Annotated in this window: 10 protein-coding genes and 1 pseudogene; all 11 read right to left on the bottom strand. The window is 37.7% G+C overall.

Annotated elements, in window-relative coordinates:
* Nucleotides 1–13: 13 nt before the first annotated feature.
* Nucleotides 14–322: a hypothetical protein gene (locus ACMAZF_RS20320; RefSeq protein ID WP_435277300.1), complete on the bottom strand. Its 309-nt coding sequence runs from the start codon at nt 320–322 to the stop codon at nt 14–16.
* Between the two features lie 89 nt (nt 323–411).
* Entirely contained in the window at nt 412–2,034 is a 1,623-nt protein-coding gene (locus ACMAZF_RS20315; protein ID WP_435277299.1) for a VWA domain-containing protein, read from the bottom strand.
* 64 nt (nt 2,035–2,098) lie between these two features.
* Nucleotides 2,099–3,214 carry a DUF3150 domain-containing protein gene (locus ACMAZF_RS20310; protein WP_435277366.1) on the bottom strand — a complete coding sequence of 372 codons (1,116 nt, stop codon included), beginning with the start codon at nt 3,212–3,214 and terminating at the stop codon, nt 2,099–2,101.
* Between the two features lie 97 nt (nt 3,215–3,311).
* Nucleotides 3,312–4,370 carry an AAA family ATPase gene (locus tag ACMAZF_RS20305; RefSeq protein ID WP_435277365.1) on the bottom strand — a complete coding sequence of 353 codons (1,059 nt, stop codon included), beginning with the start codon at nt 4,368–4,370 and terminating at the stop codon, nt 3,312–3,314.
* Between the two features lie 311 nt (nt 4,371–4,681).
* Nucleotides 4,682–5,818 (bottom strand): annotated as a pseudogene (locus ACMAZF_RS20300) (IS256 family transposase); the annotation flags it as partial.
* 12 nt (nt 5,819–5,830) lie between these two features.
* On the bottom strand, nt 5,831–6,862 hold the full coding sequence (locus tag ACMAZF_RS20295; protein ID WP_435274875.1) for an IS630 family transposase: 1,032 nt from the start codon (nt 6,860–6,862) through the stop codon (nt 5,831–5,833).
* Between the two features lie 142 nt (nt 6,863–7,004).
* Nucleotides 7,005–7,355, bottom strand: coding sequence for a hypothetical protein (locus ACMAZF_RS20290; protein WP_435277364.1), 351 nt, complete (start codon nt 7,353–7,355; stop codon nt 7,005–7,007).
* A gap of 377 nt (nt 7,356–7,732) precedes the next feature.
* Entirely contained in the window at nt 7,733–7,939 is a 207-nt protein-coding gene (locus ACMAZF_RS20285; protein WP_435277363.1) for a hypothetical protein, read from the bottom strand.
* A gap of 55 nt (nt 7,940–7,994) precedes the next feature.
* On the bottom strand, nt 7,995–8,165 hold the full coding sequence (locus tag ACMAZF_RS20280; RefSeq protein WP_435277362.1) for a hypothetical protein: 171 nt from the start codon (nt 8,163–8,165) through the stop codon (nt 7,995–7,997).
* Nucleotides 8,166–8,634: 469 nt separating this feature from the next.
* A complete protein-coding gene (locus ACMAZF_RS20275) occupies nt 8,635–10,431 on the bottom strand; it encodes an ATP-dependent helicase (RefSeq protein ID WP_435277361.1) in 1,797 nt (598 codons plus the stop codon).
* Nucleotides 10,428–14,486 (bottom strand): conjugal transfer protein TraG N-terminal domain-containing protein, encoded by a 4,059-nt coding sequence (locus tag ACMAZF_RS20270; protein WP_435277360.1) that lies wholly within the window; start codon nt 14,484–14,486, stop codon nt 10,428–10,430. The genes ACMAZF_RS20275 and ACMAZF_RS20270 overlap by 4 nt, the downstream gene beginning before the upstream one ends.
* Nucleotides 14,487–14,567: the final 81 nt, after the last annotated feature.

The following is a 14,567-nucleotide window of genomic DNA, read 5'->3' as shown; positions in this document are numbered from 1 at the left end:
ATCCCTTATGGGTTTAGTGAATTGCTAGATACGAAAATTCCGCATTAATCTTTGGACAATCAAATACTTTAGTATCTGGATCAGACCATAGATTAACTACGTATTCTTTACAATCACGCCACATTTTATTTGCTATGGGATGACTTGTACCTATTTTTTCAAGTAAGGCTATCGCTTTCACTGCCCTACGACGAGTTTCATAACAATCGCTATAGTGATAGAACCAATCAGCACTTAGAAGTGCTTTGTAATAATCAGACAAAGTGATTTTTCTAAGCTTGGGACTATCGAAAGTTATGGGTTTAGTTATTATGGTTGTCATAGTATCTCCTCCAGAGATGTTAAATTTGGGAGAGATATGCCCCAATGGGAGCGATATTCTCCCGGTTGGGTTAGTAGTTATTAATTAAGTTAAAGAAGTTTTAATTTTACAGCGTCTTTGATAACCGAATGGAGCTGACTTATATCATCAACTCTTGTGGTACCTACTTCCTCAAAACCTGAAACACAAGTTTTAAGAACAATAGGGACAACATCGATACCTAATAACTGGGCATTTGCTACTTCTTTTCTAACGTGCTCTTCATCATTAGCTTCTCCATCTGTAATAACAAAAAGAATTTTTTTAGGTTCTTTTCGTAAGGCGAGATTGCGTAATGCTTCTTGCATGGCTGGACCTGTTGGTGTGTCACCTTCAGATTGGACATTAAAGTACTTTTTCACAGCCGACGTTTTTTCATCGAATGATTTAGCGCAATGGATACTAAATGTATAAATAGTCCCTTGCTCCTCACATTCATACTTTTGATAAAATGGATAATACAAAACCTCTGATTTTACCCCTTTAAGTTTTTCAAAAGCACAAGCCAATGCAAGCGAACTTGTATTGGTTTCTGTTATTAATTCTTCCATAGAATAAGACCTATCTATAAGAATACTAATAGCAGTGTTTGGCGAGCGAGTTATCATTTCGTTTTTAAAAACACAAAGATTCCCTGCTTTAATTCCACCAAGTTTAGCTGCATTAATGTTACTTCCACGCCTCGAATGAGTTACAGATTTTCGATTAAGTGAATGTAATTGTTTAGCTAAAGTGTTTCGAACTTGGCCACTTCTACGTTTTGCTTGAGCAACGTCGATGAACGATATATCTTGTTCAATGATTTGTCTCGATATCGAGTACTTATCACATTCACTATAAGATAAAGTTCCATCAGCGATACACTGCTTAACGATTTGCGAAAGTTCGGTTTTTATAGCTTCATGCAGATCTTCTAATACATCATCATTAGTTGCACCAAGGCATTCTTGAACACTGGTTTCAATATTTTCACCTTTAGGGCTAGTACTTTGTTTATGAGTATTATTCTTAGATTCGCTTTCTTGAAGGTCATCTAAATCAAGTAATTGAAGTATCTGTTCCGTTATTACACCAGCACCTTTTGTATCCTCACACTTGGGTATTTGAGTGAGTATTAGATCAAGTTCTTGCACAAAATCTGCATCAAACTTTTCAACTAACACTTCTCTCGCACCAATGCTTCTTTCTTCAAACTGATCTTGATCCATATATTTGAACCGACCAGAAAAAAGAATATAAGAAGTAAGGCATTGCGGAGCGCTATGTTCTATCGTTACAGGTTGAAACCATCCACGCTTAAACAAGTGACTAATCATCTTATAAAAGTTGATTCTTGAGCCAGCATATTTACGACTACGTGAGCGTTCCATTCTTACATCTTCAATAATATTCAATATTGATTTAGACAGTGGGGAACCAGCAAAGTCTTTTAGAACATTCCAGCAAGATTCATCAATATGCCCTATTTCATGATCTACTACACCTTCTAGTAATTCACAATATGTTGCATCTTCAAAATCCCCACACGGCAATACAATTAAATCACCTGTCGTGTAAGGCTGGTTCCCACTGATAATTATCTTAACGTCAGATTGTTTAGACATAAGACGGGTTAGAACAGAGAATTTAGCTAACAATTCTTGTTCTTTTCTAGAGTTACGTACATTTTTCATCTTGATACCTATTTAAAATAAATTAAAAGGGATCATCCCTTAAGGAATAATCCCTTAAGGGCAGCTACCAATTACCAAATGATAATTCATTAGTCGTTGATAGTGTCGATGGCTGTTGAACGACTTCAATAGGAGACTCAAATTGAGTTTCTATCTCAGGTGTAACGTCTTCAGTATCAATCGTGGTGACTTGATCAACATTACCAAATTGCTCAGTAGAAGCATCAATGAACTGTTCAGCGTGTGAAACAGCTTTTTGTCCATCTTCGCTATCTAAATAAGCATTTGCGTTCGCAGAGTTCTCAGCATGTAAACGTAATTTACTTTCATCACTCATAACAAACATCCATTTTGTTAAGTTGTCAAATTCTCTACCTTCGATATATCCAGAAGCAGGTAATTGACGCATAACATCCGTGATTGACGTAGCAACAGTAACTAAACTCTCATCTAAAAATGAAAGGTCTAATATCTTATCTACAACACGGTTGATTGGACGACGTATTTTTTGTGACACTCTAGTAACGGGTTTTGAGTTGTTAAACCAAGATGCTGAATAGATTTTAGAAGCTTCTTTAGCTATTTCAGCCCAAAGGTTATCTCCTAGTTCATCTGCTAACGCACTATCATCTTCTTCGTTTAAAGGAGTAAGAGCTAGTGGTGTTAACAGTCTCATTTTAAATCGTGTTTTAAATTCACTTGCTGGTATAGCATGTGCACGAATTAAATGAGCTACATCGGGGTTATCTAGACAGTGTTGAGCAATAATAACATCGTAATCTGTAATGACTTCATCAACTTCTGATTGCCATTTATCTTTCAATGCGTTGAGCTCATCCTGTACTTTATCCAGCTTAGATAAGGGTACAACAGTCATTTCGCCTAACTTAACACCTGCGGCATTTAAGATTCGACTTATACTATTGCTGTACTTCGTTGTTAGCTTTAAATGACTTCTAGGAAACCATTGTAGCTTTGACGACTTAACTTGTTCTGAATTGATTTTTTGACCACCTAGTGACACAACAGCGTTAGGTAAAGTTGATTCACCGCAAGGGGAACTCACTTTTGCACCTAATAAGCAACAGCCTTCTTTAAGAGCAGTATTTCTTTCTATTAAAGCGCTTGCATGGTCAATAGCTTGGTTTTTAGTGGTAGTGGTAGTGGTAGTATCGTTCATAGTGTTCTCCTCCGGGAGATAATAAATAGAGGAGACACAACTATCCCAAAGGGGTAATCGATGTACTCCCCAGTGGGTTAGTAAGTTTAAGTAAGTATTAAATTTGCGTATTCATTTTTGCTAAAACATTCTTCAGTGGTTTTTCCAAGTCATCGCCCCATAAACGTTGTAATATCGTTTTAACTATAGGTAATTCCTCTTCATCAACCGAACCGAAAAATGAGAACTCCAGAGCAGCCAAAGGTCGTCTGTTAGTTCCAAAAGCCATCGTATAATATCCCCAGTTAACAACTGTTCTTGTAGAAAAAACACAAGAGATAGGTTCTTCGATGTTGCCGTCACGATCAGGACCTAATAAAGCGTCACGTAAAACATTTGCTGTTTTGATCATTTTAGCGATGAATAGCGTTGGTAAATTTGGATACATTGCCGCCAACAAATTCGTTTCTTCCATTGGAGAAAGGAATTGAGTACCTAGCCAACCAAATCTTGCACGTAAAGCAGAATCCATACGTTGAGATGTGATATACCTGTCACTGCCACCATCACCAATTGTATTAGCGGTTGCAGAGATACGACAATGTGGGTGTTTAATAACTGTTTCTGAAAAGTTAGACAAATTGTAAGGCTTACCTTCAGCAAATAAATGTAAGGATGTACCAAAATCTTCATTTGCTTTATCAACTTCATCTAAAATAACTAACCCTCCATTAATATAACCAGTCATTGCTGTGCCATATCGTTTTTGAGTTATGTTATTACCATTTTCATCTGTTACTAGTTCTGTACTTCCTTCAAATCGTTCACCAGTCAAGCCAGTAGTTACTTTTTCAATATAAACAGGTTCGTTAAGACGATCTGCTATATAAATTAATAACTCTGTTTTGCCAGTTCCTGTTTCACCATATAAGCCCAGAGCTAAGAGTTGATCAGGAGCAGTCCACCATGCCATTACCGATTTAAAAACATCAGCTTCCGGAATATAGTGTGGATTGCTTGATAAACAATCTGGATGCCTATGCTTACGCATTTTTACGGTCATCGGTGAATCAGCGTCAATTAGTTCAGGAAATACAGTATGTGCATTTACCAAAATAAATTCGTTGAAATCGATTTGTTGAGTAGTTTGTACTTGAGGTGTTGTAGTTGTGTTCATAATGTTCTCCTCCTGGAGATAATAAATAGAGGAGACACAACTATCCCATAGGGGTAATTGAAGTACTCCCCAGTGGGTTGTAGGTATTGGTTGTGCAGTTATATGTAGGTATTAATTACAATCTAATCTGCGAAAGGCTTGCAACAAAGTATTTGAATGTGAGGTTAATGAAGCATTATTCACATATCGAGATACTAATAATCGAATTTCATTTGCATTCAATCCAAAATCGTTAGTAACTAAGTCAAATTGGTGTGACGCTATCCAATCTAATTCGAGGGCGTTCAACATTCTGTGTCAGGCTTAATTTTCTAAATATCAATGACGCTATCTAAACGTCCCTCAAAATATATCGCCAACTGAGAAACACACAAGCTCCAGTTATGGATTGGCATCGTCCATTTCTCAGAAGCATTCAATATGCCAGCATACAACAGCTTCAACAAGCTATGTTCGTTCGGGAATGCGCCTTTTGTCTTCGTTAACTTTCTAAACTGACGATGAACCGCCTCAACGGCGTTCGTGGTATATATCACCTTCCTGATGTGCTCAGGGTACTTAAAATAGTGAGATAGATTGTGCCACTTCCTGCGCCAGGAATTAATAACCAGCGGATATTTTTCGCCCCACTTCTCTTCTAGTTTATCGAGTGCTAATTCAGCTGCTTCCTTTGTGGGTGCACGATAGACAGGTTTTAAATCGGCCATAAAGGCTTTCTGATTTTTAGACGCGACGTACTTAAGTGAGTTTCGAATTTGATGAATGATACAAAGCTGTGTTTCTGTCTCAGGAAAGATAGCTGCTATGGCTTCAGGAAAGCCGGTTAGCCCATCTACGCAGGCAATAAGAATATCTTTAACACCGCGATTATTAAGATCGGTCAGCACTGAAAGCCAATAATTAGCCCCTTCGTTTTCTGATAAATGCAACCCTAATATCTCTTTTTTACCCTGCATATTAAGTGCTAATAACGTGTAGACAGCTTTGCTGATGTAGCGACCGTTTTCTTTGACCTTATAATGAATAGCATCGAGCCAAACAATTGGGTAATGGCTATCTAATGGCCTTTGTTGCCATGCTTTAAGCTCAGGAATAAGCTTGTCAGTGACTGCGCTAATCGTTCCTGTGGCCACGTTAATACCGTACATCTCCTCTACATGTGCATTGATATCACGATAACTCATTCCCAAGCTAAACATCGAGAGTATTTTGCGATCGATTTCATCTGATAGTGAGGTTTGATTTTTCTTCACTAATTGAGGTTCAAATGTTCCATTGCGGTCTCGCGGAGTGTCGAGTTCAAAATTACCAGACGGGTGTTTGATGTTTTTACTTGTTCTGCCATTCTTTCTATTAGATTGATTATCGTTGGCTAAGTGGTGCTCTAGTTCGGCATTAAGAGCCGCTTCGGTTAATTGCTTAATCAAAGGGCCTAAGATGCCATCTTTACTAAATCAACTTCAAAGTGCAGTTTTTAATATTTGAAAATTATCATTGATCGTATCGTCAAGTGTATTGGCAATATCGGGTAATGTTGACTCAAAAAAATCGCTAATACGCCGTCGAAACTCTTTAGTACTTGAAAAATATTGGCTATTTCTCGCATTTTTGTTCATTACCTTCCATAGCCGTTCTATTGGGTTTAAATTAGGACTATAGGGTGGTAAATAATGTAACTTGATATTGAGCTTTTCGGCTTCATCAATCACTATCTGATTACGGTGATAACCAGCACCATCAAGAACCATATGAAGCATACCGCTCGTCTGATAATTGGCTCTGACTTCATTTAAAAAATCAACGATAGATTCACCGTTGACTGTCTTATTATATTGCCTTATCACTGCTTCCTCTAAGTGACCCAATCGGATAGCTCCCACTACATTAATTCGTGTTCGACTTCCTGTGGTTTTAATGGGTTTATTTTCCCCTTTTTTAATCCAGCCTGCCGTGATTTTTGTCGCTTGTGTTGGATGAACAGCATCCATAAACAAGATTGGCTCATTAGGGGCCAGCGTTGATTTAAGCTGGTTATAATGTGCGATAAAAGCTGCTTGCTTTTCCTCATCAAAATTATGAGGAACGCCTTTGGGCTTTTTATAACTAAAGCCATGCTGATGTAACCATTTATTGAGACCAGGCACCGTGTATTTAATGTCGTACTCACTCTCAATATGATCAAGTATTTGATGGCTATGTAGGTAAGTTACTTCACACAGGTGTGCAATTAACTGTTGCGTTTGCTGATGATTAAGATAACTAGTAGAGCCGCCGCTGTTGATGGTTAATTTTTCACGACGAATGTAGTCATCAATATATCTAACAACTGACGTTTCGTGAATGCGTAACGCTTGAGCAATCATTGGCGAAGACCAGCCTTCGTCACGCAATAGAATAGCTTTAATTCGATCGCACTCACGCTTATCTCTCGCTTTTTTATGTCGAGATTCTAACGTTTCTTTTTGAATGTCGGTGAGAGCAATCTTTTTCATGTGACTATCATGATCTCATTAGCTAAAAAATCAAGCACTTTCAATGATCACGGGTATTTACCAGTGAGGCTTTTACCAGCTTGTAAATCTGTTAATGCTTGCTCAAAATCAAAAGAGTTAGTCATGTGTCATTCCTGTTTTATTATATTCTACTGAAATGACACAGAATTATGAACACTCCCTCTAATTCCTCTTCTATTGCCTTTTCATTACTTTCATAACGTAAAATGCTTAAAGAGCGATATAAGATTCCTGACCATAATGCGATTAACTCAGCTTCTCCCCATTTCATGAAGTGAATTGCTGATGTACCGTCTATGTTTGGATCTAACTCAAAAACATCTGGCTTGCGTTTACTTGATTCCATTGCATGAGCAACATAATTAGGATTATTAACAAGTGGATGTCTGCTTTTAGTTTCCTTAAATGACAATTTATTTTTAAGGCAATCTGCAAGCATGGCTTTGGTGACGTTCTTCTTAGGGCGTGCCATAAGAATCTCCTCCTAGAAATATTAAGTAGGAGCGCACGCAGCTACCCATAATAGGAGTTGTATGTTCCTACTAGGTAGTTTTATTGGTTGTAGATAGAAAACGAAAGCGAGGCTTAAGTTTTTCTAAAATTCATGCACAACAAAAAAGATGAAATTCATCTTTAAAGTATAAGCACAAGGGATTGAGTACCGATTAATCAAAGATTAATGATACGGTTGGGTGGTTATGTTTATTTTAAACTATGAGTTGTTTTCTTGTTTATCTAATTTTTTTTTTGACGCCATAAGCCCCAAAGGTAAATTAGACCAAGCGAACCAAACATGGCAAAAACAGTACCGATGATCAATGAAAGAGCTTGAACTTCAGTTAACATAATTTATTCCTTTTCTTTCTTAGCTGCAGATAATACACCACCAAAAATAACACAAAACAAACTAAACACCAATAATTTGACGTTCATTGATAGTTGAAATGCGTTGGTAGTTTTCTCTAAAGCAATGGTAAATATTGAAACAACGAATAAGCTAATGCCTATGCCGCGTGCCAAATCTATCATATAGTCGAGTAAAGCGTTAAAGTTCATAAAGACTCCTTTTTAAGCTTTGATAACCACAAGTTGTGTGGTTGGGGGTTAGTAATTAAGCCGAGAATATATATTCATTAGCTTTAGTAGATAAACGCTTTGCCTTAATTAACAGATGTGTTGTTTCAACAGCTTCAGTTAATTGAGATGCACGTTTGAGTAGTTTGGATTCTCGTCGACGTAAGTATGAACCTAGTGACTTATGATCCTGGGGGGTTGTACACATGGTAGTAATCTCCGATGTAATGGAAATGTCCATGAGGGTTCTATCCAAAATGGGAGAACCCAAATGGGATAGTTGTCATTTAAATAAATCGAAATTTATTTGCATGACGGTGGAAGCTCCAAATCAATCTCAAAGAGATGATTCATTTCTGCAGGATACAGAGGAGCTAATCTAATTCTTTTATTAATATAATTTGCTGTGAAGCAAACAGACGCATAGGAGCGAAAATTAAAAATAAAAAAATTAGTGGGGTGAATAGTACCTACTAGTGACTTAAATAGGTTTTAATGAGGTGTGTTTAAGTATTCAAAAAATATTATAGACACCCAAAAATACAAACTATTGAGCCGTCATACATAAATAGAATATCTATGAAAGCAGGGATTTCAATAGCGGAAGTAGTAGTTTTGGGTAGTAGCTCTGTTACTTAAACAGATGTAATAATGATAGTACTAAATTCTATCTCTGTCTATTCTTCGTACAATATTTCTTCGACAAATTCACTTGTTTTTACTCTAGTTGTGTCGCCGGTGTCAGCGTTTTCTCGACGCTCATACGTATGGATAAACAATTTCTCCATAGCTCTTGTCATTGCAACAAACGCCAATCGCCTTTCTTCAGATAAACTTTGACTTGATTTGTTGATGGCATCTTGTTCTAAACTTCTACTTGATGGAGATACACCTTGAATAAAATCAAAAATCGCGAGAAATTCGTATTCCAGCCCTTTAGAGCCGTGAAATGTGGTCAAAACGACTTCGTTGCTATCGGTGTTTCCCTTCTTATCTTTCTTTTTATTCAGGTTTAGTAATAAGTAGTCTATCCGATCATACCAACTACCTTTCATACTATATAAAATGTCTAAAACACTAGATTCTATCCCGATATTTTTTGCCTTAATCGCACCTCTGCCGTTTTTAGCTAAGCTAAAGAGCGCTTTAATTGTTTTTACTTTAACTCTTATATCGTTTTCTGAATTTGTATTATCAAACCAATCATGTAAATAACCAAAATAAACCTCAGTTGCGTGTTTATATCCATCGTCTGTACCCAATTGAATATGATGCAGCCCGTTTGCTGAAGCGACTCTACTTTGAATTTCTAAAATATTACTTTCACTCTCTCTTAAAAATCCAAGTATTTCACCTATATATTTACCACCAGCATGAGGGAATCTTAAACAGTAAAGAAACTTAAGAACAAAGTCTGCTTGCCTTGTATCCCAAATGCTTTTTGCATTAGAAACCCTATGTTTGATCCCTAAACTTGTGAGTTGTAAAGAAGCTGTATCTAAGAGTTTATTTGTTCGACAAAGTATTGCCCATTCGCCAGGATTATCAATAAAGTCTTTTTCGAATACTTTGTATTGTGCATAATTTGTTTCATGGGTATATATTTCAAAAGTACCACCAGCAGGTTTTGCAGATGTTACTGATTTCGCAATTCTATTCTCGTTAAATTCAATCATGTTATACGCAGCAGAAAGGATTTCTGGCCGACACCTAAAACATTTGGAAAGTAGGTGTAAACTTGCCTTTGTTTCCTCTTGGAATTTTAAAAGTATGTCATATCCAAGCGCACCTCTGAATGAATAAATCGATTGGTCATCATCTGCAACAACAGTAAAGCAGGCGCCTGTCTGTCTATAGTGTTCCATTAGCCATCTAAATTGAATTTCATCTGTATCCTGAAATTCATCTACTAAAAAATGTGTATAGCTAAATGGAGAGATTTTATTCTTTATCATTCCAGCTACAGCCCGACGAGCAACATCATCCAAATCATATTTCTGGTTATTTTTCTTTAGATCTTGATAGGCTTTAAAAATACCTCCCTCTTTTGTATTTTCAAATGCTGTTCTATCGAGCTCCATACCTACTGTATCAATAGCTTCTTTAACTTCGTCATAGAATTTAATTCCTAATTGACGTTGAAGTCGATCGATGAAGTTACTTTGAGATGCCCCAATCAAAAGGCTTCCCTTAAATGTAGATTTGGCTTGCTGTAAAAATAATGAATGGAATGTAGCAACTTTTACCCTATTCAATTGTTCAGGAGTGAGCGATTTAGATAGCCGTTCTTGCATCTCTTGAACACCACTATTAGTGAAAGTAACTAAACAAATTCTGTTACTCTTGTTTTCCGCCAGAATTTCTAAAGCTATTTTCACTAACGTAAATGTCTTCCCTGAACCCGGTGCTGCACAAAGTAAATTATTGTTCAAAGCATTGGATATGGCACCATTCTGCTCTGATGTTGCGCTCATATTTTATTACTTGCCATTAATTCATTTTCTAAATCTTGGGCTCGCTGTGTAGCACCACTCATTGTTAAAGATTCAATTACTTGCTGCACTTTCGGAACTTGTGAAGGAGCAATGTCATCGAAATTACCAGATCCATCGACTACGTTATCAATCATCATCCTTGTATTACCATCAACGTCCGCAAGATCTACAGCCTTAGATTGCTCTTGATTAACATAATTATCCCAACTACCGTTACCGCCGTTTTCTGTACTTGTTGCGCTAGCTAGGCGTGTAAAGTTACTCATTGCTACACTTCTAACTTCTGAAATTGGTTCTGTTCCTTGAATAAATCTATTCATATTGCCCCAATCATCAACACTTAAACCACCTTTAGCATTTTGAATTGCACTTGGCTCCAGTAGTTCTTTATCAGTTGAAGCATCTCCAAAGGCTTTAGCAAAATTCTGAGGAGCAAACCTATCTGAACTTGGACTTCCTGGCTCATAGTTAGGAATAAAGATATTTTCATTTCCTAAATGCATCATACTATTACTTGAACCACCAGAGCCTTTGTTTGGCTCATAATGCTCATTAGGCAAATCTACGCCATTTTGATTAGCAAAGTGACTTAGTGCTGAGTAAATAGCAGGTGATTTATCATCCAAACCTCCCACCGCAAACCATGAAGCAGTTTCGTCATTTCCATGTGCCACAGAGAATGCAGTACTTGTGCTGCTATTGTTCAAAGAATTTTGTTCAGAAAATAAAGCTGCTTGCTCATTCTTTTGAAATTCTGGAGTCAAGTTATTACCATTACGATACTCTTCAAAACCTCTTACACCAGCATCAATAGCTTGAGCTACTTCAGGTTTGATTTCACCGCTCTTCTTAGCATCTTCATACGCTGCTAGTGCTTTAGGTGTATTAGCAGAATGTAATAATGGCAAATTATTACGGTCATTTTTTATAAGTTCACCAACATCTCCACCAGCTAATGCCATCATTTGGAAACCTGAACCTGCAAATGTACTATCTCCAGGCATTCTTTTGTCGATAGCTGGAATCGAATTATCAGCTGCTAACGCTCCTATCATCGTACCACCGAATAGTTTTTTCCCTAGCTCGACACCAGCTGCTGCTTTATTGGTATCGGCTAACACTTCAGTACTTGTTTCTGTGCCACGCTCTACAGCTTTATCCTTTTCTTTTATCCCTTGTTTTTGCACTTCCTCTTGTGTTGTAGCTGCTCTTTGGTAGACATCTTTTGTTGCTTGTGATTGATCTATTTGTTTAATGTTATTTTCAGGTATTTCTTTATTTTCAAGTTGATTAAACGCCGAATCTTCTTTGTTTGAAAACTTGTTGAGTTCAGGGTTCGCACGGTCAATTTCTCTCGTATCAGCGTTACCACTTGTACTAATTTGACCAGCTATCACACTGTATGATGGCGCCTTATATTCATTACCTAGATGCTCAAACATCGCTTTTTTCGCGTCTGACTCATTAGTGTTTCCTTGTTCCAGAGCATCAACTGAAGGGTAGTCACTCAACTTGCGATTCGTTGCGTTCATTTTCTTAATAGCATCTGTCGTGACAGCTAATGCAGCTGCATTTTGTTTTGCTTGTGGTGAGAATCCTTCATTAAATCCTGTACCAGCAAGTTTCAATTTCTCTTCAGATTGTTCTCGCAAGTTGCGAGCTAACGTTTGATTCGAAGTTTCACCACCTTTGGATTTAAACCCATTCTCTTCATTGACTCTTTCGGCTTGTTGTGGCGTTAGACTGTTAGCCATTTTAGTTAATGATTCTTTAGCTGTTAGATTACTCGCTTTACTTTGAACTAACTCTTTATTATCTGCACTTTGACTAAACAGGGAATTAGTCATTTGCGCTTCTGTTTTTTGCTGTTGTTGACTTGCGGTAATAGCTTGTGCTTCTACTTCACTTTGTTGTGCTGTCAGTTTTGAAGATTCACCATAGCTAGATACGTTATTATTTAATTCGCTTTTAACACGTTGTAATTGCTCAGCATGCAGAGCGTTGTAGGCTGTTTGTTGAGAAGCTTGGTTTGTACTTCCGTCTGTTGTAGTTGTTGATGCTTTACGTCCTGATGTAGAACGAATTCCACCTTCTAATGAAATTGAACCACCCGCTGAAAGTCTTGTACGCCCTTTACCTTTTTTATCACCACCTATAGTACCACCTATTTTAGCACCACCTTGTAATCCAATGCCTGCAGATCTATTCAACTCTGTTTGTTCTGCTATTGATAATCCATTCTCTGTAGATTGCTTTTGTACAGTTAGCGCTGCGGCTGCTTCACTTGTAGACAATCCAGCACTAAGCGCATCCGACACAGTAAACCCATCACCATGGCTATCTAAGAAACTTCCAACTCTTTCAGCTGATTTAACCCTTGATTTTGCTAACTCTTGTTTTGCAGTTTCGGAGCGTGCTGAAGCGTTTGTATTTTGATTAACACTAGAGCTACTAGCAGTTACCATTGAATTTATTGTATTGTCCGAACCTTTATCAATGGTACGTGCACCGTGAGAAGTTCCAGCTTTTACATTCTGCATGACTTCAGTATCATTTGATGAAGAAGTTGTTGCAGCGGTTTTAACATTCCCTTCCGTTACTACCCCCCCATTGATTGAAGCAATATCTGGACTAGACATCGATGAATCAATGCTTGTATTTGGCGCTGCTTTGCCGCCTACTCCCATCATCGTATGGACGCCTCGGTGCAATATATACATAGATAACATTGGCACCGCCGCTGCTAAAGAACTAGAAACAGCCAAGTAACTCTCAATGGTTTCTTTACTATTTGAGAACATTCCAAAAGATAATGCGGTATTTGTAGCTGTACCAGCAAACGCACCTGATAAAGCAAAGTCTGTGAAGAAATTAACTGCAACCATCGTTACTGGCCACAAAGATACCCATATAGAAACGGCAAAAAAACCAGCAATGGCTTTTAACATTTGGCCACCAAGAACCATAATAATTGCCATAATCGGCATCATGAAATACACAAAGCCTTCAAGGAAGGTGGCAAATCCTACGGCTAATTCTAGCCAAAGCTCCCTATCGGCACCCATTTGATAATGCCTTTGTGCTTTAGATTGAATTAATATTATTTCTTGATTTAGTTTTAAATTATCATTACTTTTTTGCGCCGCCGCAGCCAACGCATCAGATGTTACCCTAGCCGTAGCTAAACCTCTTGCTGTTAGAAGTGCTGAGCCTGCCGTGATTTTTTCGGTCGCAGTAAGGACACCATCATTTGTAATGCCCTCGCGGTTCATAAAATCATTAACTGTGTTGTTGAAAATGGCACTACCAAAGAAATTGTCTATTTTGGTAAATGCATCTGCGCATGTGATGTACTCTTCAACTCCATTGACCGCAATCAACGTTGATCTTGTTTTTGTTTTAACTTGTAACTTTTTCCATACATCACCAATACTACTGTTGAGTATTTCGGCTTTGTTTAACTCAGCAGATGAGCCTCCTTGCTCAATGTCCCACATAACACAATCATCCATATAGTTCTGAAGGGACGATTCTACGGCCATTTTTTTAGGATCAATTCCGTTTTGTTCCGCATAGGCCATTTGGATACCGAACTTGTCAAATTTTAATAACGCTCGATAAGGATCTAGAAATTGACCGGCTTTAAAACCATCGACACTTCCCCAATTATCTTCATAAGCCGTACTTAGGCCATACATTAGCGCTGAAGTTGCAAATCCGGCAATACTTGCTATTGCTGGTACATCATCGACACTATAAACACTCCCATCACGGACAGACTCAATTGTTACATTAGTTTTTGACAAAGGGCCAAGTAAAATCATAAACAACAGCATCCCCAAAAACCACGATTCAATTGGTTTTGATTGGGGATTAATCCATGTACTAACCACAAGACTTAATAGGCCTAGCGCGGCTGAAGCGCCTACGAGAATAGATAAAGGAGAATTACTATAATCGAAGATCCTGGCTACGCCTTGAAGAACGAAAAAAAGCCACTGGGCATCACCGATTGAATAAATTGTTAAATCCATAATTGCTCCTTACTTACATCGGAGCAATATATTGGATTTTTTATAACTGATTAGTTAATTTTTGAAGAGTTTTGGAGATTT

Source organism: Psychrobium sp. nBUS_13 (genome assembly GCF_051201665.1).
GTDB lineage: Bacteria > Pseudomonadota > Gammaproteobacteria > Enterobacterales > Psychrobiaceae > Psychrobium.
The sequence above is the reverse complement of the archived record's forward strand: the minus strand, read 5'-3'. Positions and strand labels throughout refer to the sequence as shown.